23 protein-coding genes are annotated in these 24,956 nt (G+C 56.0%); 20 read left to right on the top strand and 3 right to left on the bottom strand.

All coding sequences use genetic code 11. The features are described from left to right. From QP400_RS08835 to QP400_RS08755, 17 genes are all read left to right on the top strand, one after another. Window positions 1–1,848 (top strand): peptidoglycan D,D-transpeptidase FtsI family protein, encoded by a 1,848-nt coding sequence (locus QP400_RS08835; protein WP_048707508.1) that lies wholly within the window; start codon window positions 1–3, stop codon window positions 1,846–1,848. A 24-nt stretch (window positions 1,849–1,872) separates the two neighbouring features. Next, window positions 1,873–3,297 carry a UDP-N-acetylmuramoyl-tripeptide--D-alanyl-D-alanine ligase gene (locus QP400_RS08830; RefSeq protein WP_004804856.1) on the top strand — a complete coding sequence of 475 codons (1,425 nt, stop codon included), beginning with the start codon at window positions 1,873–1,875 and terminating at the stop codon, window positions 3,295–3,297. After that, the gene (gene mraY / locus QP400_RS08825; RefSeq protein WP_004804858.1) at window positions 3,285–4,376 is read left to right on the top strand and encodes a phospho-N-acetylmuramoyl-pentapeptide-transferase; all 1,092 of its coding nucleotides are present in this window, start codon (window positions 3,285–3,287) and stop codon (window positions 4,374–4,376) included. The genes QP400_RS08830 and mraY overlap by 13 nt, the downstream gene beginning before the upstream one ends. Next, window positions 4,358–5,791, top strand: coding sequence for a UDP-N-acetylmuramoyl-L-alanine--D-glutamate ligase (murD, locus tag QP400_RS08820; protein ID WP_048707506.1), 1,434 nt, complete (start codon window positions 4,358–4,360; stop codon window positions 5,789–5,791). The genes mraY and murD overlap by 19 nt, the downstream gene beginning before the upstream one ends. After that, window positions 5,792–7,072 (top strand): FtsW/RodA/SpoVE family cell cycle protein, encoded by a 1,281-nt coding sequence (locus QP400_RS08815; protein ID WP_048707503.1) that lies wholly within the window; start codon window positions 5,792–5,794, stop codon window positions 7,070–7,072. Then, complete coding sequence (gene murG, locus QP400_RS08810; protein WP_048707500.1) at window positions 7,069–8,175, top strand: undecaprenyldiphospho-muramoylpentapeptide beta-N-acetylglucosaminyltransferase; 1,107 nt, start codon at window positions 7,069–7,071, stop codon at window positions 8,173–8,175. Before QP400_RS08815 ends, murG begins: the two co-directional genes overlap by 4 nt. Further along, entirely contained in the window at window positions 8,172–9,485 is a 1,314-nt protein-coding gene (gene murC / locus QP400_RS08805; protein WP_048707497.1) for a UDP-N-acetylmuramate--L-alanine ligase, read from the top strand. The genes murG and murC overlap by 4 nt, the downstream gene beginning before the upstream one ends. Further along, entirely contained in the window at window positions 9,482–10,216 is a 735-nt protein-coding gene (locus QP400_RS08800) for a cell division protein FtsQ/DivIB (protein ID WP_048707495.1), read from the top strand. The genes murC and QP400_RS08800 overlap by 4 nt, the downstream gene beginning before the upstream one ends. A 153-nt stretch (window positions 10,217–10,369) precedes the next feature. Beyond that, entirely contained in the window at window positions 10,370–11,644 is a 1,275-nt protein-coding gene (gene ftsZ / locus QP400_RS08795; RefSeq protein WP_048707573.1) for a cell division protein FtsZ, read from the top strand. Next, window positions 11,644–12,375 (top strand): peptidoglycan editing factor PgeF, encoded by a 732-nt coding sequence (pgeF, locus tag QP400_RS08790; protein WP_065420881.1) that lies wholly within the window; start codon window positions 11,644–11,646, stop codon window positions 12,373–12,375. Before ftsZ ends, pgeF begins: the two co-directional genes overlap by 1 nt. A gap of 86 nt (window positions 12,376–12,461) precedes the next feature. Continuing rightward, window positions 12,462–12,938, top strand: a complete 477-nt coding sequence (locus tag QP400_RS08785) for a cell division protein SepF (RefSeq protein WP_048707491.1) — start codon at window positions 12,462–12,464, stop codon at window positions 12,936–12,938. A gap of 3 nt (window positions 12,939–12,941) precedes the next feature. Continuing rightward, window positions 12,942–13,247, top strand: coding sequence for a YggT family protein (locus QP400_RS08780; RefSeq protein ID WP_048707489.1), 306 nt, complete (start codon window positions 12,942–12,944; stop codon window positions 13,245–13,247). A gap of 145 nt (window positions 13,248–13,392) precedes the next feature. Continuing rightward, entirely contained in the window at window positions 13,393–14,127 is a 735-nt protein-coding gene (locus QP400_RS08775) for a DivIVA domain-containing protein (protein ID WP_048707571.1), read from the top strand. Window positions 14,128–14,221: 94 nt separating this feature from the next. Further along, window positions 14,222–14,689, top strand: coding sequence for a signal peptidase II (gene lspA / locus QP400_RS08770; protein ID WP_239181380.1), 468 nt, complete (start codon window positions 14,222–14,224; stop codon window positions 14,687–14,689). Continuing rightward, window positions 14,686–15,600 (top strand): RluA family pseudouridine synthase, encoded by a 915-nt coding sequence (locus QP400_RS08765; RefSeq protein WP_004804883.1) that lies wholly within the window; start codon window positions 14,686–14,688, stop codon window positions 15,598–15,600. Before lspA ends, QP400_RS08765 begins: the two co-directional genes overlap by 4 nt. Window positions 15,601–15,653: 53 nt before the next feature. Beyond that, window positions 15,654–19,232 (top strand): DNA polymerase III subunit alpha, encoded by a 3,579-nt coding sequence (dnaE, locus tag QP400_RS08760; protein WP_048707485.1) that lies wholly within the window; start codon window positions 15,654–15,656, stop codon window positions 19,230–19,232. A gap of 9 nt (window positions 19,233–19,241) precedes the next feature. Next, complete coding sequence (locus QP400_RS08755) at window positions 19,242–19,658, top strand: Fur family transcriptional regulator (RefSeq protein WP_004804887.1); 417 nt, start codon at window positions 19,242–19,244, stop codon at window positions 19,656–19,658. On the opposite strand, the gene QP400_RS08750 is transcribed toward QP400_RS08755, so the two are convergent. Further along, the gene (locus QP400_RS08750; RefSeq protein WP_004804892.1) at window positions 19,648–19,875 is read right to left on the bottom strand and encodes an RNA-binding S4 domain-containing protein; all 228 of its coding nucleotides are present in this window, start codon (window positions 19,873–19,875) and stop codon (window positions 19,648–19,650) included. The genes QP400_RS08755 and QP400_RS08750 overlap by 11 nt on opposite strands. A gap of 49 nt (window positions 19,876–19,924) precedes the next feature. Here QP400_RS08750 and QP400_RS08745 point away from each other — a divergent pair, with 49 nt between their 5' ends. Both QP400_RS08745 and QP400_RS08740 read left to right on the top strand, forming a co-directional pair. After that, window positions 19,925–20,335 (top strand): hypothetical protein, encoded by a 411-nt coding sequence (locus QP400_RS08745; RefSeq protein WP_004804893.1) that lies wholly within the window; start codon window positions 19,925–19,927, stop codon window positions 20,333–20,335. Window positions 20,336–20,387: 52 nt separating this feature from the next. Next, entirely contained in the window at window positions 20,388–21,863 is a 1,476-nt protein-coding gene (locus tag QP400_RS08740) for a class I adenylate-forming enzyme family protein (RefSeq protein ID WP_048707482.1), read from the top strand. Here the strand turns inward: QP400_RS08740 and lipA are convergent. Both lipA and lipB read right to left on the bottom strand, forming a co-directional pair. After that, on the bottom strand, window positions 21,860–22,888 hold the full coding sequence (gene lipA / locus QP400_RS08735; RefSeq protein WP_048707479.1) for a lipoyl synthase: 1,029 nt from the start codon (window positions 22,886–22,888) through the stop codon (window positions 21,860–21,862). The genes QP400_RS08740 and lipA overlap by 4 nt on opposite strands. 5 nt (window positions 22,889–22,893) lie before the next feature. Beyond that, window positions 22,894–23,541, bottom strand: a complete 648-nt coding sequence (gene lipB, locus QP400_RS08730) for a lipoyl(octanoyl) transferase LipB (RefSeq protein ID WP_048707476.1) — start codon at window positions 23,539–23,541, stop codon at window positions 22,894–22,896. Window positions 23,542–23,709: 168 nt separating this feature from the next. Here lipB and QP400_RS08725 point away from each other — a divergent pair, with 168 nt between their 5' ends. Beyond that, window positions 23,710–24,951: a dicarboxylate/amino acid:cation symporter gene (locus QP400_RS08725; protein ID WP_053086208.1), complete on the top strand. Its 1,242-nt coding sequence runs from the start codon at window positions 23,710–23,712 to the stop codon at window positions 24,949–24,951. The last annotated feature ends 5 nt before the right edge of the window (window positions 24,952–24,956 follow it).

Here is a 24,956-nt window from a genome sequence, read left to right as displayed (position 1 = left end):
GTGGCCGCAAGAGGAAAATTTTGGCGCCGTGTTCTAAAGCGATTCGCAGGGGTGGATCGCACTAGGTGGCTTGTGGTCTTTTTGGCTACGGGCATGTGCATTTGCTCGCTGGCCTTGATTAAGATTCAGGTGATCGATGGGCCCTCACTCTCCTCGCAGGCAGCCAAGCTTCGCACTGTAACCTATCCGATCCGTGCTGAACGCGGGAAGATTTTAGATGCTCGGGGTACTGTTCTTGCTACCTCGACGCAGCGGTATAACGTTGTTGCCAACCCTTACCTGCTGCGCACTTACGTGCATAAAGAGGTCGTGAACTCAGCTGGGAAGGTCATCACCAACACTCGGGCTGCCGAGGGACCAGATGCCAGGGAAAAGGTCATGGGTACCGGTCCTGTCGAAGCAGCCAGACAACTCGCGCCCATCTTGGAGCAAGATAGGGCAGAACTTGGCGGCATGCTGGTTGCCGATTCGGGCTATCAGATCATTGCGCGGAATGTGGAACCTGCGAAGTGGCGTAAGATCAAAGAGTTAAAGATTGAAGGAATCACCTCCGAAACAACCACCTTGCGGTCCTACCCGGCAGGCAATACCGCCTCGACCGTAGTCGGGTTCGTGAACCAAGAGAACGTTGGTGCGGCCGGCATCGAAGCTTCCCGTGAGGGAGTCTTAGGTGGCAAAGACGGGGAACGCACTGTCGAAATCGCGCCCACCGGACAGATTATTCCCGACGGTGCCGAGACCACGAAGGAAGCCCAGTCTGGCCAGAGCTTGAAGCTATCCTTGGATGCAGACCTCAACCAGCAGGCGCAAACTAGCTTGGACAATGCAGTAAAGAAAACAGGTGCTACCTGGGGGACCGTTGTAGTTATGGAAGTAGCTACGGGACGGGTGCTGGCTTTAGCGGACTCGGGAGCGTTGCCTCCTATGGATGCTCGCGAGAAATCTGAATCTACCAAGTCGCGGGTTGTGCAGTCGGTGTATGAACCCGGTTCCACCGGCAAACTGATAACGTTTGCGGCCGCACTAGACCAGGGAAAAATTACTCCACTGTCTACTTTCCGGATTCCATACGAAATCACTATGAAAAATGGTGAAAAGTTTGTGGACTCGCATGAGCATGGCGTCCAAAACCTGACCGCTTCTGGGGTCTTGGCGGAATCTTCCAACGTAGGTACTGTTCAGATTGGCGACCTGGTCTCAGATAAGTCGCGTTATCAGATGATGAAGAAGCTAGGCCTGGGCGAGCCCACAGGAATTGAGATGCCCGGAGAGACGGGCGGCCTTGTGCCTACCCCGCAGGAGTGGGATGGAAGGCAGCGGTATACCACCATGTTCGGACAGGGCATTGCTGTTTCTCCGCTGCAGGTAACCCAGTTGATGGCAACTGTAGCGAACGGGGGAGTACGCATCCCAGCGCGCATCGTAGACTCGTGGACTGATCAAAACGGAGTGGTCCATAAGACAGATACCCCTAAGGCAACCCGCGCTATGGAACCCGATACTGCCGCGACTTTGATGCGGATGATGGAATCGGTGACCGGCTCGGATGGTACCGCCGAGCTGGCAAAGGTTCCCGGCTACCGCACCGCCGGAAAGACCGGTACTACCGAAATTTTGGGAGGAGCCGATTCGGGGGGAGTAGTAGCTTCCTTCGTTGGAGCTGCTCCTGCAGAAAAACCGGCAGTAGCGGTTTCCGTAGTGTTAAATAAGCCGCAAACTTCGGTGTACGGCGGTGTTGTCGCCGCACCCGTGTTTTCAGAGGTCACAGGGGCAGCGCTAAGAATGCTGGGTGTGAAACCATCCACTGAAGCACCGAAACTTTACCCAATAGAAGCGAATACCAAATAACTGCCCTATAAAGAGGCACATACAATGGCAACTATGACGTTAGATGCAAAGGCGTTGGCAGACGCGGTAGGGGGCGTACTCGTCCGTGATTCGGATGCGGCGCTGACACTGCTGGATGCTACGACCGATTCGCGGGAAGCGAAGGCCGGTGGGGTTTTCTTCGCCCGAATTGGGGAACAGAACGACGGACTGGATTATCTTCCCAAGGCCGCAGGCGCGGGTGCTGGGGCGGTAGTCACTCAGAACGCACAGAAGGCACTCGACCTCGATCCGAAGATTGCCGTCATTGAGGTCGACGACGTGACCTATGCCTACGGGCAGGCAGCGGCCTTCCACCTGCGCAACTTGCGCGAGGCAGGCCCCGTCACTGTGATCGGCATTACCGGTAGCGCAGGGAAAACCACTACGAAGGATTTGCTGGCGGGGATTTGTCGCGCCGCGGGGCCAACCACGGCTCCGGTGGGATCTTTCAATAACGAGGTCGGACTGCCGCGTACCGTTTTGTCGGCACCGGAAGGTACTCGCTACCTGGTGCTAGAGATGGGTGCTTCGGGCGTTGGCCACATTGAATATCTAACTTCGATAGCTCCGCTTGATGTGGCGATTGAGCTGTTGGTAGGACGGGCCCATCTTGGTGGCTTCGGCTCTCAGGAAGCTGTGGCCCAAGCAAAAGCTGAGCTGCTTGGCGGGTTGGTTCCTGGGGGAGTAGCCGTCCTCAACATTGACGATTCCCGTGTAGCCGAGATGACTAAATACCTGAGTGAGGACAAGAAGCTCCTAACCTTCGCAGCTGGTCAACAGGCCGACTTCTATGCGAGCGGGGTAGAGGTCGATAGCAATGACAGGGCAAGTTTCACGGTGCATCACGACGGCACCCACAGTGAACTCTCCTTAGGACTAGTAGGAGCCCACCATGTTTCTAACGCGTTGGCGGCTATTGCCGGCGCAGTAGCTGCCGGAATTCCCCTGGAACTGGCTGTTGCTAAGTGCGCCGGTACTAAAGCCACTTCCCCGCACCGCATGGATGTGCGGCATCTAGAGAGCGGTGCAATCGTGATCGACGATGCCTACAACGCCAACCCTGATTCTATGAAGGCAGCTCTTGGCGCCCTCGCTAAAATCGGCAAGGGTCGTCGGAAAATAGCCGTCCTCGGCGAAATGCTTGAACTTGGTCCGCAGTCGGATGATATTCACCGCGAGGTCGGAAAAGTAGTGGCTGCAAATGGGGTAGACGTCGTGGTCGTTGTCGGGCAGGGAGCGAAACCGTTGCTAGAGACAGTTTCCGAACGCGCCGAGACTATCTCCGCCGCCGACTACCATGAAGCGGCTAGCCTGATTAAGGATCTGCCCGCTAGCGCGGACGTGATCCTATTCAAAGGGTCTAACGGGTCGGGCGTGTGGCGCCTGGCAGATCAACTTCTAAAGGAGGAAAACGCGTGCTCGCATTAATTAGTGCGTGTGGTGTCGCGCTAATTGTTTCTTTGCTAGGCACTCCAGCGCTGATCCGTGTACTGCGGGCGCGTGAGTACGGGCAGTTCATTCGGCAGGATGGGCCCACGGGCCACTACATGAAGCGAGGGACTCCCACCATGGGTGGCATCGTTATTATCGGTGCTGCGACTGTGGGCTGGCTGGTATCGATGCTGGTTAGCGGAAATGGACCTTCTTGGTCCGCAGTACTGCTCATGTTCCTCTTCATTGGCCTGGGCGTTATTGGGTTCCTGGATGACTTCATCAAGATTTCCCATCAACGTTCCCTTGGCCTAAACGCAAAAGCGAAGTTCATTGGACAGCTCGCAGTAGGCACCCTGTTTGCGCTCGGCGCATACGCATTTCCGGACCATACGGGAGTGCGGCCGGCCTCGTTGGCAATTTCAGTAGTGCGTGACACTTCGGTCTCGCTGAAAGTACTTGGAATAGGCGCACTGGTGATACTGGTATTCGTAATCTGGGTAAACTTCATTGTTGCGGCTTGGTCTAACGGGGTAAATCTGACCGACGGCCTGGACGGATTGGCTACGGGGGCCTCGCTATTCGCCTTCGGTTCTTACGCCCTGGTTGCGGTATGGCAGTTCTACCAGAAATGCCCCGGATCCGACCCAGCTAATATTGCCGCTTGCTATCAGGTACGCGACCCCAGAGATATAGCCGTCATTGCGGCAGCTATCGTGGGAGCCTGCTTCGGGTTTTTGTGGTGGAACACCTCTCCGGCCCAGATTTTCATGGGAGATACCGGTTCGCTCGCACTGGGCGGCGCATTTGCTGGCATGTCCATTTTGACCAGGACCGAATTCCTTGCGGTCGTTATTGGTGGCCTATTTGTGATCATTGTTCTTTCGGACATCATCCAGGTGGGGTGTTTCAAGCTCACAGGTAAGCGGGTCTTCAAAATGGCTCCCTTGCATCACCACTTTGAGCTCCTTGGATGGCCAGAGGTTACGATCGTTGTGCGCTTCTGGATCATCGCCGGCCTGTTTGGCATCATCGGCACAATAATTTTCTACGCAGAATGGGTATTGAGGATATGAGCTCCCGGATTGGGGTAGCAGGGGTCGGCAAGTCCGGACTCGCTGCGGTGGAGGTTCTTTCTAACCTTGGACACGAGGTCACGGTAATTGATGGTTCGCAGGAGGCACTAGAAAGTGCCGACCTGCCAAAGAATGTCCAGAAAATTCATGCCACTTCTTCGCAGCAGGTGAAGCAGGAAATTGCGGATGCTGGGCTGGAACAGGTAGTGGTGAGCCCGGGAATTCCCCCTGCCAGCGCCATCTATCAGGGGGCACTCCTTAGCGAACGGGAGATCCTTGGAGAGGTCGAATTAGCCTGGCGGCTGCAAGCCGGTCGCAAAGACGACGCGCCTTGGCTGGCAGTAACCGGCACGAACGGGAAGACCACCACTGTAAGCATGACCGAGGCGATCCTGCGTGCAGATGGGCGGCAGGCATACGCAGTAGGTAACGTCGGCGCTCCCGTTGTACTGAAAGCTGCCGAGGGTGGTTACGACGCCCTCGTGGTTGAACTATCTTCCTTCCAGCTCTATTCAACAAGCACCGTTTCTCCTTACGCGTCGATCTGCCTGAATGTCGCATCAGACCACGTGGATTGGCACGGCAGCGTGGAAGCCTATAAACAGGCCAAGGCGATGGTCTACGAGCGCACTCGCAAGGCCTGCCTGCTACCCATTTCAGACACTAGCGTGCGGGAAATGGTGGATAACGCGGACGTAGTTGAGGGGTGCAGAGCTATAGGCCTGTCTTTCTCAGCTCCCGCGGTAGGGCAAATTGGCGTGGTAGACGATATTGCGCTTGACCGCGCCTTCATCGCTAACCGATGGAGCGAGGCCACCGAACTTTTCACCTTCGACAACTTGCGCCACTTGACCGGTGGCATCATTACGCATCCGGTGTTAGCCGACGCGCTTGCAGCGGCCGGCCTCTCTCGCTCTCTAGGAGTGGACTTTTCCTCCGTGGCAAAAGGCCTCGGCAACTTCAAGGCAGTGAAACACCGGCGCACCCTGTTAGGTGAAGCTCGAGACGTCACCTGGATCGACGATTCGAAAGCGACCAATGCCCACGCCGCGAAGATATCGTTGGCCGGAATGCCGCCCTCGTCAGTAGTCTGGATTGCAGGCGGGGACACCAAGGGCCAGTCCTTTGACGAACTAGTGGCAGCAGTGGCACCTACTCTGCGCGGAGTTGTATTGATTGGCAAGGATCGGAGAGCCCTCCGCTCGGCGTTGCAGACTCAGGCCCCCAATGTTCCCGTGGTCGAGTGTGAGCCGCCAGACGACATAATGGGGTCTGTAGTGCACGAATGCGTAGCGCTATCCCGCCCCGGAGATACTGTCATCTTGGCTCCCGCATGCGCCTCGTGGGATCAATTTACCAACTACGGAGAGCGAGGCGACCTGTTCGCCCAGGCGGTGGCGGGATTGGAGGACTAAGTGTCCTTAAGAGCGAAGCTGAAGCTGCCGCGAATAAGGGTAGTCTCTGACGACGACACCATAGATTCGACTCGAGCGGTAGTACAAGAACAGATGCGAACCAACCCGGTTCTCACCTTCTACATGATCTTGATTTCGACTCTGCTGCTGACCGGGGTCGGCCTGATCATGGTGTTTTCGGCCTCCTCTATTGGGGAGCTGTCTAGGCAAGATAACCCCTTCCTAGCTTTCTTCAAACCGTTTACTTACGCCATTTTGGGCCTTCTTCTAATGTGGCTGGCTACGAAAGCTAGGCCGCAGCTTTATTTCAATCCGAAGGTTTCTGCAACAGTCTTAGTTGCGGCAATAGGCTTCCAGCTACTGGTGTTGCCCTTTGGCCAGAATATCGGTGGTAATCAGAACTGGATTGCTATTCCCGGAATCGGTACCGTACAGCCTTCCGAGTTCTTGAAGGTTGCCCTGATAATGCACATGGCGGCAATTATCGGTCACCGCATTGTAGACCTATCCGATTGGGCATCAATCGGGCGTTACTTGGCCTGGCCGACACTTGGGTCTATGGCAGCCATTATGGTGGGTGGTGACTTTGGTACGACCCTGGTAGTCGGCAGTGTCGTAGGGGCAATATTGTTCATCAGCGGACTGCACTGGAAGAAGATTGCTCTGTTAGTGCTGGCGGCACTTTTCGGAGTAGCTGTCGCGTCCACGTCCTCGTCTTCGCGACGAGCGCGCATTCGCGCATTCTTACCCGGAGCGCCCAAAGATGAACAGGGCATTGATCTGCAGCCTTTGCGTGCCAAACTCGGCCTGGGTACAGGTGGCATTACGGGGGTCGGACCGGGTGCTTCCAGACAGAAATGGAACTATTTGCCGCAGGCGGAGTCCGACTTTATTTATGCGATCTTAGGTGAGGAATTCGGACTGGTTGGGACCTTGTCCGTAATTATTCTGTACATGGTGCTCGGATGGGCCTTGCTGCGTCTGTCTAGACGGGCCCGTAGCAACTCCATCCGTATCGCCGCTGCCTCCACAATGGCCTGGATCGGGCTGCAAGCGTTGCTCAACATCTGTGTCGTGGTTGGAATATCTCCGGTTATTGGCGTCCCGCTACCATTTATTTCAGCTGGTGGATCGGCATTAGTAGCATGTTTAATCGCTATGGGGATCATGCTCTCGTGTGCGCGCGCTGAACCGGGCGCAAATGAGGTACTAATGGCACGAGAAGCTTCAATAAAGCAGACTATCGCCGTTGTTGGGCGACGCAGAAAGGCGAAGAAATGAAGGTACTACTTGCCGGTGGCGGCACAGCAGGGCATATCAACCCGCTTATTGCAACGGCGCAGAAGCTGCGCGCTGCGGAGGCCGAGGTTATTGCACTTGGTACCGCAAAAGGGCTGGAAGTAGACCTGCTCCCACCGGCTGGAATAAAGATGATCGAGATTCCTAAGGTGCCCGCCCCCAGGCGTCCCGGCAAGGACCTGTTCTTCTTTGTCCCACGCATGCGCGAGGCACTGCGAATCTGCAGGCAGGCCCTTATTGATGAGTCAATAGACGTCGTGATTGGTTTTGGCGGGTTCGTCTCGACTCCCGCCTACGTGGCCGCTGCCCGACTTCACCTGCCAGTAGTGATTCATGAGCAGAACGCTCGGCCCGGACTAGCCAATCGTCTAGGAGCGAGATGGGCAGAGGGAGTGGCATTGACCTTCCCATCCACCCCGTTATCCGCCCGTAAGGGGATTACCGAGGTAACAGGACTGCCCCTGCGGGAGGCCATTGAAAAGCTGGCTAAAGCTCGGTTGGATCCCGAAACTAAAGAACAGCTTAGAACCAACGCGCTGGCGCAATTCGGCTTGGATGCGCAGAAGAAGACTCTTCTTGTCACCGGCGGTTCTTTGGGAGCAAAGAGTATAAACGAAGCCGTGGCAAATGCAGCTTCTTCTAGGGGCGACATTCAGATCCTGCATATAGCAGGAAAGGGGAAGAGCCAGGCGGTAGCCGAGACGGTCGGCGAGGCGCCTGACTATAAAGTTCTGGAATACTGCTCAAATATGCAGGATGCTTTTGCCTGCGCGGACATGGTGCTTGCCCGTTCAGGGGCGGGCACAGTGTGTGAAATTTCAGCATTGGGGCTGCCTGCAACTTACGTGCCCTTGCCGATTGGCAATGGGGAACAAAAGCTGAACGCTGCCGATGTGGTAGCAGGGGGCGGCGCCCAGATTATCGAAGACAAGCATTTGAATGCCTCCACGGTAGTGGACCAAGTCTTCAGCCTTGTCAACGATTCCGAGAAGCTTTCGGAAATGAGTGCGGCAGCACAGCGGTTTGGACAGATAGATGCCGCCCAGCGCGTGGCAGATATTGCTTTTGGAGTTGCAGAGAAATGAGCTATTTTCATCTAATAGGAATCGGCGGGGCCGGCATGTCCGTAGTTGCTGAATTGCTTTTCGACCGTGGCCAGCAGGTTAGCGGTTCCGATCAGAAGGATTCAGCCAATATCGCCCGTCTTCGTGGGCTAGGCATAAACGCGCAGGTAGGCCACGATCCGGCTGCAGTCACCCCCGATTCGATCGTGGTGGTTTCGACAGCGGTACGTGATTCCAACCCTGAGCTCGCTAGGGCTCGCGAACTTGGGTGCAAGATAATTCACCGCTCACAGGCACTTGCCTTGGCAGCGGCAGGAATGGACTTTATTGCGGTAGCTGGAGCCCATGGCAAGACCACCACTTCCGGTATGCTCGCTGTCGCGCTCTCGCAGCTTGGGGCGGATCCGTCATTTGCAGTAGGCGGAATAGTCAGCGGATTCGGTTCCGGGGCACATCTTGGCAAGGGCAAGTATTTTGTCGCCGAAGCTGATGAATCTGATGCGTCTTTCTTGAACTACAAGCCAACCATTGCTCTGGTGACCAATGTGGAACCAGATCACTTGGATCACTATGGTTCAAAGGAAGCCTTTGAACAGGCGTTTGTAGAGTTTTCTAACCTTGTTTCGGACACCCTAGTGACGTGCTCTGACGACGAGGGCGCGCGCGCACTTGGGCAAAGTGTCGGCAGTCATCTGCGCCATATTTCCTACGGCACAACACCGCTTGAGGGCGAGCATGTCCTGGTAGCAGAGGACTCCTTCACCTGGCAGGGGCAGACATATGAAGTCCATTTGCAGGTTCCGGGAAAGCACAACTTGCTAAATGCTGCGGGGGCCTTTGCAGTACTGGTATCCGCCGGCTACGCTCCCCAGGAAGCGGTGCGGGCCTTGGAAGCGTTTACGGGCACTGGGCGCCGCTACGAATACAAGGGAACCGCTGGTGGGGTAGAGGTACGTGACGACTATGCCCATCACCCGACCGAGGTAGCCGCGTTGGTAGCGCAGGCACGCGAACAGACGGAAGGACGAGTGCTGCTGCTGTTCCAACCTCACCTGTATTCGCGAACAAGGAATTTTGCCGACCGGTTCGCGAAGGCGCTCAGGGGAGCAGACGAAGTGGCTTTGGCACCTATATATGGCGCCCGCGAAGATCCGGTTGAGGGCGTAGATTCCTCTCTGATTGGGGACAAGCTTGCGGGGGCTTACCTTGCCGATTCTCTAGAGGACGGGGCCCGCTACCTGGTTTCCAAGGCGCGGCCTGGCGATCTAATTTGCACGGTGGGCGCCGGGGACGTAACGACGATGGCCAGTGTGATTTTGGAATTGCTGTGAGGGCAAGGGTCAACTATGAGCTGGCGGTGCGGCTGGCAGAGCGGTCTAGGGCACTAAAACGTAGAAGAAGACTCTACGTGGGGTCGGTTCTAGGCGCGATAGTCCTGGTGGCACTAATTGCTGGGCTCGCCTTTTTCTCGCCGCTCCTTCAGTACCGGCCAAGTGCCGCAGTGGTGGAGGGCGCTTCCAAGGAGGTTCCTTCGGCTCAGGTAGTGCAGGCAACGGAACCATTCAAGGGCGTGCCACTACCTAGGTTGGATACTGGCGCTATGGCCAAGGCGATTGCGCGCTCTAATATTCGGATAGCCAACGTGCAGGTGCACAGGTCGCCTTTGCATGGAGTGAAACTCCAGCTGAAGTTGCGTACTCCGATCGGGATCGAACGTAGCGGCGACGATGCCAAACTTGTTGATTCGAAAGGCATCGCGTTTGCCCCTGCAGGGGAGCAGAACCTGAAGGAAATATCGTTGCCCGCAGGAGCCGACCGAGCAGCGACGGCCTCGGCTATGGCAAAGATCATCCCGGCAGTGCCTACTCAGATTATGGATCGAGTGACCAAGATCGACGGTGCTAATGCGGACCGTATTTCGCTAGTTTTGGATTCTGGTGCCACGATCATCTGGGGGGATGAATCCAATAATGAGTTGAAGGCGAAAGTCATTGCCGTGTTGGCGCAGCGCAACGCTTCTACGTACGATTTAACCGATCCCGCGAGGCCGGTTACTAGCTGAACTTCGGGGGCAAAAATATTGGGTGTCGCAACACGCCGAAGCGGTGCCAGGCATTGGGTTGTCCAGACTAATAACGTGACAGATACCGGAAATATGACATAACGTTCAACCTTCAGTTGAGGTTGAGGGTTGGATGAAAGGGAAGGGGCCGAGGTGGCATCTCCTCAGAACTATCTTGCAACTATCAAAGTTGTAGGCATCGGCGGGGGCGGCGTAAATGCCGTGAATCGAATGATCGAAGCTGGTCTTGCTGGCGTTGAGTTCATTGCGATCAACACGGATTTGCAGTCGCTACTGACCTCCGATGCTGATGTGAAGCTCGATATTGGGCGCGAAGAGACGCGCGGTCTCGGCGCAGGAGCGGACCCATCTGTTGGGCAGAAGTCTGCTGAGGACCACACTGAGGACATTCGCGACGCCCTTGAGGGCGCTGACATGGTGTTCGTGACCGCTGGCGAGGGCGGCGGCACCGGTACCGGCGGCGCACCTGTAGTAGCGCGCATCGCGCGCGAGCTTGGATCGCTTACCATCGGTGTTGTTACCCGCCCGTTCACCTTTGAAGGGCGGATGCGCTCTAGGCAGGCCGAAGCTGGCGTCGAGAACTTGCGCAGCGAAGTCGACACCTTGATCGTCATTCCGAATGATCGCCTTCTGAAGATTTCCGACCCGAATATTTCCGTCCTCGATGCCTTCCGTAGCGCTGACAATGTGCTTCTGTCGGGCGTGCAGGGGATCACTGACCTGATCACTACTGCGGGCTTGATCAACGTTGACTTCGCTGACGTCAAGTCCGTAATGAAGGATGCGGGCTCCGCCCTTATGGGCATTGGTACCGCAAGTGGCGAGGATCGTGCAGTCCAGGCTGCCGAGATGGCTATCGCTTCTCCGCTGCTGGAAGCTTCGATCGAAGGTGCCCACGGAGCGCTGCTGTTCTTCCAGGGTGGGTCCAACATGGGCCTGTTCGAAATCCAGAAGGCTGCCGAGTTGGTGCGCGAATCCGCGCACGAGGAAGCAAACATCATCTTCGGTGCTTCTATCGACGAAGCGTTTGGCGACGAGGTGCGAGTCACTGTCATTGCTGCCGGCTTTGATGACCCGGAGCTAAATGTGCAAAAGAAGGAAGAAGAAAACAACACTCTTCGCTCCGAAGCTGCTCCGAAGCCGACTCCCGCGCCAGCGCCGTTGCAGAGCCAGCAGCGCGATCTAGGCTCGCTGCCTTCTGGGCCGCAGCACCGCGCTCCGCTGGACGTGCCTACCCGTCCTCGTTCAACCTCGAGGGCGCAGCTACCGGAGGCTGTGGAGCCTGAACCTGTTGCTCCCTCGCGGGTAAGCACTGATCCGACTCCTTCATCGCAGCTAGAACTGCCTCGCGTCTTTGACGATTCCGACAAAGACGACGACCTAGACATTCCTCCGTTCTTGCGCTAATGCGACCGATCTCAGTCGGAGGGGCTAAAGCCGTCTTCACATCTCGTAGCGGCGGGGTGTCGAAGGCGGCTTTCGCCACACTTAATACGGGAATGCATGTTGGGGACGATCCTCAAGCGGTTCGGCGCAATAGAGATCTATTAGAAGCGAAGATTGACCGAACGATTGTGTGGATGAATCAGACGCATTCTGCACGAGTCCATAAGGTTGAACCTGGCCGTACTGACCAAGTAGTAAACTCCGATGGCATCTTCGTAGTAGCTGAGGAATTTGCATCCAAGCACCTGCGTTTGCCCGCCCTTGCAGTAATGGTAGCTGACTGTGTGCCGGTAGTATTTGCGTCCTCTGGTGGGGAAGTAATGGGTGCTGTGCATGCCGGCAGGGCGGGCCTTTCCACGGGAATTATCCGCAAAGCCGTGTCGATGATGAGCGAGCACGTGCCCGCGTATTCAATTCACGCCGCCGTCGGCCCCTGCATTTGCGGAAGGTGTTACGAAGTTCCCGAGAAGCTGCGGGCAGATTTGGCTGAAGTAACGCCCTCTGCATGGTGTGTAACCCGGTGGGGTAGTCCAGGCCTGGATTTGCGTGCTAGCGCCAACTCGCAGTTGCAAGAGGCTGGGGTGCAGGTGGATTTCATTTCGAAGCTGTGTACCTACGAGGACGAGAATCTTTATTCCTACCGGAGAAACCAAATTACCGGTCGTTTTTGTGGCGTAGTGTTTCCCGCCTGATCAACACGCCGATACTAATCGCGGCTGGCGCGGCGGTATACGGCTAATCTTTTAGCAGTTGCAGGTACTAGTCGAAGGGTATGTTCATGGCCGGAGCACTTAGCCGTACGATGGACTTTTTTGGGTGGCGCGAGCCCGAAGGCGTAGAGGAAGATGACTATGTAGCCGAGGCCTCTGATGGTTTCGCCGATACATATGAGTCAGATGGGGAGGACGAACTGGATTTTTCCAGCTCTGAATCTTTCTCTGCCGCTCCGGTAGCCGAGTTTCCTCGCCCTGTTCGTTCAGACGAAAGCGACTTGCGTCGTATTGTCACCTTCCATCCGACCTCTTACGCGGATGCTCCTGCTATCGGGAATGCTTTCCGCGAGGGAACTCCTGTGATCATGAACCTCTCTGCCATGAATGATGCTGATGCTCGCCGGCTTGTCGATTTTGGGGCAGGTTTGGTGCACGGGCTATCCGGGCATTACGAGCGAGTAACCAAGCGCGTCTTTTTGCTTACCCCCACCGAGGTGGCGGTAGAAGCTGGATCGTCCTCAAATGGGTCTGTGAGCTTCTGATATATGACGGCAATCGGAGCAGCTTTACAGATTGTTGCCTATCTGCTGCAGGCTTACACCATTGTTCTGCTCATTCGAGTAATTTTGGACTGGGCGAGGATACTTGCAAGCGATTGGCGTCCAAAAGGTGTAATTTTAGTTATCGCCAATTTTGTGTATGCGGTCACGGATCCGCCACTGCGATTTTTGGGTAGGTATATCCCTCCGTTGAGGCTGGGTACTATCGCGCTTGACCTGGGTTTTTTAGTGCTTTTCTTCGGAGTCTCTTTCCTAATTCGAATACTTTTTAGGCTGTCTTATACCGTCTGAAACGTGAACAGGTAGGCCTGTTACTGTTGTTGAACGTGTTAAATAAGGCAATATTTAGTATGATGAACGCGTTACTTGGTTTAGGACCAAGTGAAGAACCAACCGGGGCCTAGTGGGCCCACATTCGAAATACGAGGTGACCAATATGGCTCTGCTAACGGCGGAAGACGTCCATTACAAGACGTTTACCCCCACGAAGTTCCGTGAGGGTTACGATCAGGACGAAGTTGATTCGTTCCTTGACGAGGTCGTGCGTACACTGACTGCCCTCCAGGAAGGTGGCGCCGTAGCTAGCGAAAACGCTTCTGAGGCCTCTCCTGCAGCTGCAGACGACGGCGCTCTGCGCGCTGAAAATGACAAGCTTCGCGCAGAACTGGAACAGGCGCGCAAGCGTACCGCCGAGGTCGAATCTGAAGCCGCCGAGGCCCGTAAGTCTTCTGGCGAGCCCTCTGAGGCCGAAGCCCAGCTGCGTGCACAGATTGAACAGTTGCGCGCAGAAAACGAGAAGCTGCGCACCGAGGCGGAAACCGCTCGCAGCGAAGCTCAGAAGGCTGCGGAGGCTCCCGCACCTTCCCAGAGCAATGAGCCCGAGTCCGCAACCTCCATGCTCGCCATGGCCCAGCGCCTGCACGACGAATACGTGCATGAGGGCCAGGAAAAGGGCAACAAGATTGTTGACGACGCACACGCACAGTCGCAGCAGATTCTTCGTGAAGCAAAAGACGAGAAGACTCGCGTTATCAATCAGCTCGATTCCGAGCGTTCCATGCTTGAAGGTAAGATCAACGAGCTCAAGGGCTTCGAATCCGAGTACCGCAGCCAGCTGCGTTCCCACTTGCAGAAGCTAATCGAGACCGTCGATGCCGACGACATCAAGTAGTTTTTAGCGTTGTGGCCCCGTTCTAGGCGGGGCCACAATTGTTTTAACAACCGCGTAGTTTTTCTTCCGCAATGCGCTCCGTTACAGTATTAGGGTGAAGAAATGGTGCGTGTGGGCGGGGACCGCTCTTGCTTGGTTTGTTGCTGATCTTGCTACTAAGCAGTGGGCGCTTGCTAGCTTGTCGCCAGGAGAAAAGAAACCGGTGCTGGGCAACCTACTTTCGATTCAGCTGGTTTTCAATCCGGGTGCTGCTTTCTCCTTTCTTGCCTCGCACACCTGGGTATTCACCATTGTCGCGGGTGTCGCTTGCATCGTGGTTGCGCTTTTTACCCGTAAAGTTGACTCACTGCAGTTGACGCTTGCATTAGGGATGCTTGAGGCGGGAGCCGCAGGTAATCTTGTAGATCGCCTCTTTCGCCAGCCCTACCACGGGCAGGGGCAGGTCGTTGACTTTATCAACTACGCAGACTTCTTTGTCGGTAATGTCGCTGACATAGCCATCGTTCTTTCCGTGCTGTGGCTAGCTTTACTTGGTTTGAGGGGAAAAGAGGAAAGCAAATGATCTCTCGGAGGTTGCCGGTTCCTGAAGGCATGGATGGGGAGCGCGTAGACTTCGCCCTCACCAGAATGCTGGGAATGTCCAGAGCTGCCGCCCAGAAGGTCATTGACGCTGGTGACGTGCTGTGTGCCGGGCACGCGCTGCGCAAATCAGAACGGTTGCAAGCCGGTGATTTCCTTGACATAACGCTCCCGGAACCTGAGAAACCGGGAATTAAGCCCACTCCTTTTGGCATGGAGATCCTTTTCGAGGATCCGGATATTGTGGTGGTAAATAAGCCGGTTGGCGTAGCCGCTCATACTGGTCCCGGCTGGGAGGGGCCAACGGTAATTGGCGCTCTCATCGCCTCTGGGCGCAGGGTTGCAACTTCCGGACCGGTGGAGCGACAAGGGATCGTGCACCGCCTGGATGTGGGCACTTCTGGGGCGATGGTAGTGACTAAATCTGAACGGGCATACACGGTCATGAAAAATGCCTTTCGGTACCGCAAGGTAAAGAAGATCTACCACGCCTTAGTGTCTGGGCACCCAGACCCGTCCTCGGGTACTGTCGAAGCGCCTATCGGCCGTCACCCCGGTCGAGAGTTCAAGATGGGCGTTGTCGAGGGCGGCAAGATGGCGGTTACCCACTACGACACCATCGAGGCCATGCCGGGAGCCAGTCTGTTGCGCGTACATTTGGAAACGGGGCGAACCCACCAGATTCGTGTGCACATGCAAGCCATCGGACACCCGATCGTGGGGGATCCCACCTATGGGGGAAATCCAACTGAGGCTGAAAGACTTGGGCTTGTTCGCCAATGGCTGCATGCGGTCCAGCTCAGTTTTGCCCATCCGATTACCGGCAGAACGCTCACTGTTGACGCCCCATACCCGGAAGATCTGGAAAACGCCCTCGAACAGATGAGGTTGTGAAACTGGGCCCGCAATGCCTACCTGGGTAATACGGTAGCCGCGAAGTCGGTACAATGGCAGGCATGGCTACCGATAACTTTGTGCACCTTCATGTCCACACCGATTATTCGATGCTCGATGGCGCGGCCAAGATTTCGAAACTGGTTGCCGAAGCCAAGAGACTGGACCAACCTGCAGTAGCCATCACTGATCACGGCTACCTGTTCGGGGCCTACGAACTTTACAACGAATGTCAGAAGGCGGGGATCAAACCGATCGTCGGACTAGAGGCATATCTGACCCCCGGTACTTCCCGCTTTGACAACACCAGGGTGCAGTGGGGCACTAGGGAACAACAGGCAGCCGGCGATGATGTGTCTGCACGCGGCGCCTACACCCACATGACTTTGCTGTCGCGGACAACGGAGGGCATGCACAACCTGTTCCGCATGGCCTCAATGGGCTCCATTGAGGGGCAGATGGCGAAATGGCCTCGCATCGACCGCGAACTGATAGAAAAGTATTCCTCTGGCCTGATCGGCTTTACTGGCTGCCCGTCCTCGGAAGTGCAGACTAGGTTGCGACTCGGGCAGTGGGAGGAGGCCGTGCGTGCCGCTGGCGAATACCAGGATATTTTCGGTAAAGAGAACTATTTCGTTGAGCTGATGGACCACGGCCTGGATATTGAAAGGCGCGTAAAGAAGGAGCTGCTCGAGCTCGCTAAGACTATCGATGCTCCCTTGGTGGCGACCAACGACTCCCACTACGTTCGTAAGGAAGACCGCGACTATCAGGACGCGCTGCTGTGCATCAACTCGGGTAAGCGGCTAGACGATCCGGGTCGTTTCAAATTTGATGGCTCTGACTACTATCTGAGACCTGCTTCGGAGATGCGGGAGATCTTTAGGGAACTGCCGGAAGCGTGCGACAATACTTTACTTATTGCCGAGATGTGCGACGTGCACTTCAAGACGGTCGATGAAGGTGCTAACTTCATGCCGACGTTCCCCGTGCCCGAGGGCGAAACCTTGGAATCCTGGTTCGTAAAGGAGGTCGCCCGAGGGGCAGATAAGCGCTTCCCAGGCGGAGTGCCTGAAGCCGAGCAGAAGCAGATCGACTACGAGATCTCGGTCATTACCTCCATGGGATTTCCGGGCTACTTCCTGGTTGTTGCCGACTACATCAACTGGGCTAAAGACCACGGTATTCGAGTCGGACCCGGACGTGGTTCTGGCGCAGGCTCCATCGTCGCCTACTGTATGGGCATCACGGAGCTCAATCCGCTAGAACACGGGCTGATGTTCGAACGTTTCTTGAACCCTGAGCGCGTCTCTATGCCTGATATTGACGTCGACTTCGACGATAAGAGGCGCGGCGAAGTTATCAAATACGTAGAAGATAAATATGGCAAAGACAAAGTGTCCCAGGTGATCACCTATGGCACGATCAAAACGAAGCAGGCACTAAAGGACTCTGCCCGTATCCTTGGCAAACCTTTCGTGGTAGGGGAAAAGCTCACTAAGGAATTGCCGCCCACGATCATGGGCAAGGACATTTCGGTGCACGGCATTTTTGATCCGGCCGATAAGCGGTATGGCGAAGCTAAGTCTTTCCGCGACATGGTGGCTGCCGATAAGCCCGGGGGAGCAGAATACTGGGGTTATCAGGAAGTTGTGGATATGGCACTCGGCATTGAGGGGCTGACCCGCCAGTGGGGTGTGCACGCCTGTGCAGTGATCATGTCTTCGCATACGCTCACCGACATCATTCCCATGATGAAACGCTTAGCTGACGGGGCGATCATTACCCAATTTGATTATCCGACTTGCGAGCATCTGGGATTGCTGAAGATGGACTTCTTGGGACTCAAGAACCTTACCATCATCTCTGACTGTCTCGAGAACATAAAGCTGAACGGCAAGGAAGAGCTCGACCTCGAAAACGTTTCGCTGGAGGACCCAGCAACGTACGCACTGTTGGGACGTGGCGAAACCTTAGGCGTATTCCAGCTTGATGGCGGCGGCATGCGTAATCTGCTCCGTCTGATGAAGCCAACCTCTTTCGCTGACATCTCGGCAGTGGGTGCGCTTTACCGCCCGGGCCCAATGGGGGCGGGCTCGCATACTAACTATGCCCTGCGCAAGAATGGGCAGCAGCGGATTGAGCCAATTCACCCTGAATTGGCTGAGCCTCTAGAGGACATCCTGTCTGAGACCCATGGCCTGATCGTGTACCAGGAGCAGGTTATGAAGATCGCCCAGAAGCTGGCGGGCTTCACTCTGGGGCAGGCAGATATTTTGCGTAAGGCAATGGGTAAGAAGAAAGCTGACGTGCTAGCCCAGCAGTTTGAGGGCTTCCGGGCAGGCATGCTGAACAATGGCTATTCAGATGACTCGATTACTACGTTGTGGGAAATCCTGGTTCCCTTTGCGTCGTACGCGTTCAACAAGTCGCACTCGGCTGCCTACGGTTTGGTGTCGTATTGGACGGCCTACTTGAAGGCGAACTATCCAGTTGAATATATGGCGGCTTTGCTAACCTCGGCTGGCGCGAATAAGGATAAGCTGCCGATCTATTTGGGTGAATGTCGCCACCTCGGCATTGAGGTGCTGGTCCCTGACGTGAACGAGTCTTCGGCTAACTTCACCCCTGTAGGAGAGAAGATCCGCTTCGGACTGGCTTCTGTGAGGAACGTTGGTTTGCCGGTGGTAGAGGGCATTGAGCAGGCACGCACCGAGCAAGGTAGGTTTGAGTCCTTCAACGATTTCCTAAAGAAGGTTCCTCAGACCGTTTGCAACAAGCGCACCATCGAGTCTCTGATCAAGGGTGGCGCCTTCGACTCTTTGGGCGCCACTAGGCGTTCCTTGGAGCTGAAGCATGAAGAGGCCGTCGAATCCATCATTGGCATTAAGCGCAACGAGGCAGCCGGGCAGTTTGATCTGTTTGCCGGTTTGGGGGAGGAAGCCGAGGAGGTCGGCGGCGGTTTCCGCGTGGAGATCCCGGACCTGCCCGAATGGGACAGAAAGGAAAAGTTGGGCTTCGAACGCGAGATGCTCGGACTGTACGTCTCGGATCACCCGCTTGCCGGCCAAGAGATGGGCCTGTCGCAGAACTCTGATGCTTCCATTAGCGATATTAAAGAGGACGAATCGCGCCCGGATCGCTCTAGGGTAACGATTGCTGGGCTAATTACTAACGTGCAGCGGCGTACTACCAAGACCGGTAACCTGTGGGCGATCGTTACTATCGAGGACTTGTCTGGATCCATTGAATCGCAGTTCTTCCCGTCCACCTATCAGACAGTTTCGGAACGGTTACAGCCTGACCAGATCGTGTCTGTTACGGGCCGCCTTTCTCGACGCGAGGGTGGGGTGGAGCTGAACGCTGAGTCCATGAAGATTCTGGAGCTCACTCGTACCGGTGATGAACCAGTGACCTTAGCCATGCACATGAATAATTGCACGAGGCCTCTGTTAGAGTCCTTAAAGCAGATTTTCCAGGCCCATCCTGGGCCTGCGCCGGTGAATCTAAGGTTGTCTGGTGCTGGGCGGACAGTGGTTGCTGAATGTGACGCCTCTCTTAAGGTAAAACCAGAGGCATCCTTGTTCGCCGAACTGAAGGAGCTGCTTGGACCTAATTGTCTAGCGGAATAGGGGGAGCTCATGAGCTCGCATAGCGGCCTGCTTAGGAGGGCGGGTTTGCGCGTTACTGGAACGCGCCTTGCTGTGCTTCGGGCTCTGGCTAAGTCTCCTCACGCAAATGCTGATCAGGTTCGGGAAATTGTCGAGGACGAACTCGGATCAGTGTCGGGGCAGACCGTCTATGACACGTTGAACGTGCTCACCCAGCGAGGCATTTTGAATCGGGTAGAGCCTGCCGGGGTGCGGGCTAGATACGAGATTGATCTGGGCGATAACCACCACCACATGGTGTGCAGAGTGTGCGACAAAATGGTCGATATCCCTTGCGCTACTGGGCATGCCCCATGTTTGCAAGCAAAGGATGACATGGGGTTCAAAGTGGAAAAAGCCGAGGTAATTTATTGGGGCGTGTGCCCGCAGTGTCAGGCTAGGCAATAACCTTAACTGCGATGTCGCCGGTTTCTCCGTCGGGGTAGTGCACCGTCACTATGTCCCCGTCGCTCAAGTGGGATCCACGTCTTGTTTCTGTAGTTCCGTTTACTTCAACGTCGCCGCTTTGGATTGCGAGTCGGGCGGTAGCTCCGTCTTCTACCACTCCGGCGAGTTTCAGAAATTGTCCTAGGCGTATCGAACCTTTTACCTCGATTGTGTCCATGGGCAAAGTCTACCGGCATCGGGATAAACTGTCGGGGTGAGGAGGCAGCGTGGACAGTAAGACAAGTTCTAAAAGGGCCGGTATTCGTAGGCGAAATCGCTCTTTTGCTAGGCGAATCCTAACTGCTGACATGTTGGTGTCATTCGGATTGGGTTCGGTTGCACTGTTTAACGTCGCTGATTCACACCTTGGCATGCGCATTGTCGGGCTCATCGCACTTGCCGTGGGGCTGGCTATCTTGGGGGTGCTTGCAGCGCGAAGAGGGCTGCAGGGGCCGCTGAGTCTGTACATTTTGGTGTTGCTGATTTGGTTTGTGGCGTTATCGCTGATTCTTTCTGCGCTTACGAAACTGACTATGGCTGTTTCTATCCTGTGGTGCATGTGGGCCGTTTCTGTACTAGTTACTTTCGGCATTGCCAGGGGTATTCGTAAAATTCGTTTCCCGTCACTGGCTAGGTAGCTGGTGTTCCCGCCCTAAGGGGCGGGTTTTGTATTGGCTGAAAGGTGCGCGCATGTCTTTTTCAAATGTAGATTTTTCTCCGGTTTCCCATCTGAAGCGGGCAGTATTTCGCGAACCCGACAAGGTAAACCTTGTTTTTCCTGGAGGCCAGCTGACCGCCGAAGAGAGCCTAGAGGTAGTGTCTCGCTTGGCGAATTTTCTAGACGGTGAGGGCGTGCACGCTGGCGACGTGGTTTCGTTAGTTTGTGCCAATCACCCGTTGCATCTGCTTACTTATGCGGCATGCGCTTGGTTAGGAGCAATTGTAAATCCGATCAATGTTCGCCTCTCTGGAGCCGAGGTAACGGATTTGCTGCGGAGGGCCCGGCCGAAGCTCGTGTTCACGGATCGGGCTGATTGTGACTCGTGGGAGGCAAAGGTCGTGCCTATTCGCCAGGATTGGCTGCATTGGTTGGGCGGGTTTTCCCCTATTACGGCACAGCCGGTCGAGTGCACGGAGGATACGCCTGCCGCTATCATTTTTACTTCCGGTACGACCGGTGAACCTAAGGGGCCAGTGCTGACTCATGCCAATCTCTGGTGGGGGTGGCGGAACCTTAGGGAAGGTTTTGGCTACGATCGACGCGACACGTTGGCGGTAGCTGTGCCGCTGTCCCACATTGGTGGCTTCAACGGGCTGTCTACTGATCTGTTCTGTAGCGGCGGCACAGTAGTGATCGTGCCAGCATTCCGCCCCGCCGAATTAGTGCAAACGTTGAAGAAGTGGCATGTGAATACTATGTTCGCTGTCCCGACAATGTTCAAGGCGCTGTGTTCTCAGCCGGATTTCACCGCAAAAGACCTGCCTGACTTTAGAATTCCGCTCGTGGGAGGATCGCCGTTGGACAGGGATCTGGCGCTCCAGATGATTAGCGTTGGGCTTACCCCGATCCACGTGTGGGGAATGACCGAGGCGGCGGCCACCTGTACCTGTTTGCCCCAGCGGCTTCTTGCCGACCATCCCATTGCGGCCGGGCGCGCATTCCCCTACACGCGGGTGGAAGTGTGCGACGATTCCGGCGAGCCCGTAACCGAACCCGGGGTAGATGGGGAGCTGACAATCAGCGGGCCCAACGTGGTAAGTAGATGGCTACGGCAGGGGCAGATAGTGCTTGAAGAAGCCCCCTTGGCTACCGGCGATGTAGGCCATTGGGACGAAGAGGGCCTACTCACTATTGTCGGCCGTTCCAAAGAGATCGTAATTTCGGGAGGAGAGAACATTCACCCCGCCGAAGTAGACCGGGCGCTCGCGGGCATTGCCGGACTAAAAGATTGGTGCACGGTCGGAGCTGCGGACCCGAAGTGGGGAGAGACCATAGCCGTGGTCGCTGTCCCGGGGCAGAATCCGCCCTCGTTAGAACAGGTCAGAAACTGGGCAGAGAAATATATTGCCCGGTTTAAACTGCCGCGAAAGCTGGTACTGGTAGATCAGATTCCGCTCGGCCCCACGGGCAAGCATGACCGCAGGGCCGCTGCGAAACTGGTCTAAGCGTTAGCGAGGGCGGGGTTGTCCGCCAGGAGCGTTGAGGCTTCCTGGCGGGTAGTGCCCTCAAAGTACAGCCGTTCCTGTTCGGGCGTGAGCGGGCTACCGTTGGCGCGCATCGCTTTGGCCCACAGGCGTCCAGCACGGTAGGACGAGCGCACCATCGGCCCGGACATTACCCCTTTAAAGCCCAGATCGTAGGCGATCTTAGAGAGTTCTACGAATTCCTTTGGCTTTACCCATCTGTCGATGGGGTGGTGGAGGGGCGAGGGACGCAGATACTGGGTAATGGTCAGCAGGTCTACCTCCGCGGAGCGCATGTCCTTCATCGCCTCCACAATTTCGGCAGTAGTTTCGCCCATTCCCAGGATGAAGTTGGACTTGGTGATCAGTCCGGCGTCGTGGGCTTTGCGCAGCACCTCTAGGGACCGTTCGTACCTAAATGCTGGGCGGATCTTCCTGAAGATGCGCGGCACCGTCTCGAGGTTATGTCCAAATACTTCCGGCTTGGAAGAGAACACTTCGTCGAGGGCAGCATCTTTGCCCCGGAAATCGTCTACCAGCAGCTCCACCCCTGTGCTGGGCGATTGCTGGTGGATCTGCCGGCAGGTCTCGGCGTACAGCCAGGAGGCACCGTCCTCTAGATCGTCACGGGAGACCCCGGTAACAGTGGCGTAGTTGAGCTGTAGGGCAGCGATTTCAGAGGCGACGCGGCGAGGTTCGTCTTTGTCGTATTCTGTGGGCTTGCCGGTGGCAATATCGCAGAAGTCGCAGCGGCGGGTGCATAGGGCGCCGCCGATTAGGAACGTTGCCTCGCGGTCTTCCCAACATTCGAAGATATTGGGGCAACCGGCTTCTGCACATACCGTGTGGGAGCCCGCGTCTCGGACGCGCTGGCGCATTTCCATGTAGCGCTTGCCGCTAACCGCCTTGGTCTTAATCCAAGCTGGCTTCTTCTCGATAGGGGTTTGCGAGTTCTTAACCTCGATGCGAAGGAGCTTGCGGCCTTCAGGATCTGGAACGGTAGACATCTAGTTTAGTTTCCTGCCTGTCGGTTTTCTTGGAGTGCCTCTTCCAGGGCGGGCACGAGGGCCTTGGCGACGTCTGGCAAGGATACATGCGCTCCTTCGACTTCAAGAGAAGTGACCCCGGCGTCCGCTAGGCCGCAGGGAATAATCTTGCCGAAGCCGGATTCGATGTCCGGGTAGGAGTTCAGGGCGAGGCCGTGCATCGTGGTGCCAAGTGCAGTCTTGACGCCGATGGCGCAGATTTTTCGATCTTGCATGCCTGGCCGCAGAATCCACACCCCGGAGCGCCCTTTTACAATGTCCGTTTTTATATGCCAGTTATCTTCTATGCAACGGCGTACGCCAGTTTCGATGTTGCGGACAAACTTGACCACATCTATAGGCTCGGCGAGTTTGACTACGGGATAGCACACTAGTTGCCCCGGTCCGTGCCAGGTGACAGAGCCGCCGCGATCCATTTCGATTACCGGGATAGTGGTATCCGGAATGTCTTGGGGCTTGGTTCGCCGTCCAGCAGTCCAGGTCGGCTTAAACTCTTGCAGGATCAGGGTGTCTTCGCTGCGCCCGGCTGCCACCTCGGCGTGGATTTGCCGCTGCGTGCGATCCCCTTCCAAGTAGTCGATTGGTCCGCGGTCTAGAAGATTTACGATTCGCACGCGGTTAATGTTACCGGTCGGCTACCGCTGGGGCATGCGGGGGAGAAGTGGGCCATATCATGCACGCTATCTGAGAGGAAAAGTTTCATATGATGGTTGAGGGCGATAACCGCGAACGTGGAATTTACAGTGTAATTTGCCCCTTTGTCTATATGGAGAGATAAATTCATGGCTCATATCAAGATGCCAAAGGTCTTCCGTACGCTGCTGTTCTGGGTGGTGGTCGCGATTGCAGCCGGTATCGGACTCGGTCTGTTCGTACCCAACTGGTTCGTGGTTCCTTTCGCTACCTTCAATGCTGTGTTTGGTCAGTACCTCGGATTTGTGGTTCCACTGATCATTGTCGGCCTCGTTGCGCCAGCGCTGGCGGATTTGGGGGCAAGCGCTGGGAAGTGGCTACTGATCACCACCTTGATTGCCTATGGGTCAACTCTCTTTGCGGGCTTTGCCACCTACTTTGTGACAAAGGCGCTATATCCCAGTCTGCTGGCGGGGCAGAAGATGGTGAAACTTGGGGCACCGGGGGGAGCCGTTTCTTCACTACTGGGGGACGACTTCACTATTCCTCCCGTCTTCGACGTGTTTACCGCCCTCGTGCTTGCCTTCCTGCTTGGCATTGGGGTGGCTTCGGTGGATTCTCGAATAATGCGTGAGGGCATGCGCGAATTCCGCAACATCATGTTGGCCACGATCAAGAAGACAATCGTGCCGCTACTGCCTCTGCATATTTTCGGCATCTTCATGAACCTAACTAAGTCCGGCGAAATTGCCTCCGTAATTGTGGCAATGGTTAAGATCGTAATTGTTTCTATCCTGCTAACTTTCGTGATGCTGATCCTGCAGTACCTACTCGCCGGTGTTATCGCCCGCACCAACCCATTGGTGGCGTTGGGTCGCATGATGCCTGCCTACCTGACCGCGCTTGGCACCGCTTCGTCCGCAGCCACCATTCCCGTAACGCTGCGCTGTTCTGAAAAGAACGGGGTGTCTACCGAGGTCGCTTCCTTTACCGTGCCGTTGTGCGCCACCATTCATCTTGCTGGCTCGACTGTTAAGATCGTGGCCTTCTCGATGGCTGTCCTGTACATGAGCGGGGTAAGCGTTTCCTTCGGCACCTATGCCGGATTCATTGCCATGCTCGGAATTACCATGATCGCTGCCCCGGGCGTGCCGGGGGGTGCAATTACCGCAGCGCAAGGAGTGCTGCAGGGCATGCTGGCATTTACCGATCCGATGTACGGGCTGATGGTAGCTCTCTATGTAGCCATTGACTCCTTCGGCACTGCCTGCAACGTTACCGGCGACGGCGCCATCGCGATGATAATTAACAAGATGGCAACCGGTTCGCTGGGGGCGGAGCGTTACCGCTCCAGGGCAGTCGCGCAAGAGCTGGCCTCAGCAAACGATTAGGCTAG

Source organism: Winkia sp. UMB3158, from assembly GCF_030217145.1.
In the GTDB taxonomy this organism is placed as follows: Bacteria; Actinomycetota; Actinomycetes; order Actinomycetales; family Actinomycetaceae; genus Winkia; species Winkia anitrata.
The sequence above is the reverse complement of the archived record's forward strand: the minus strand, read 5'-3'. Positions and strand labels throughout refer to the sequence as shown.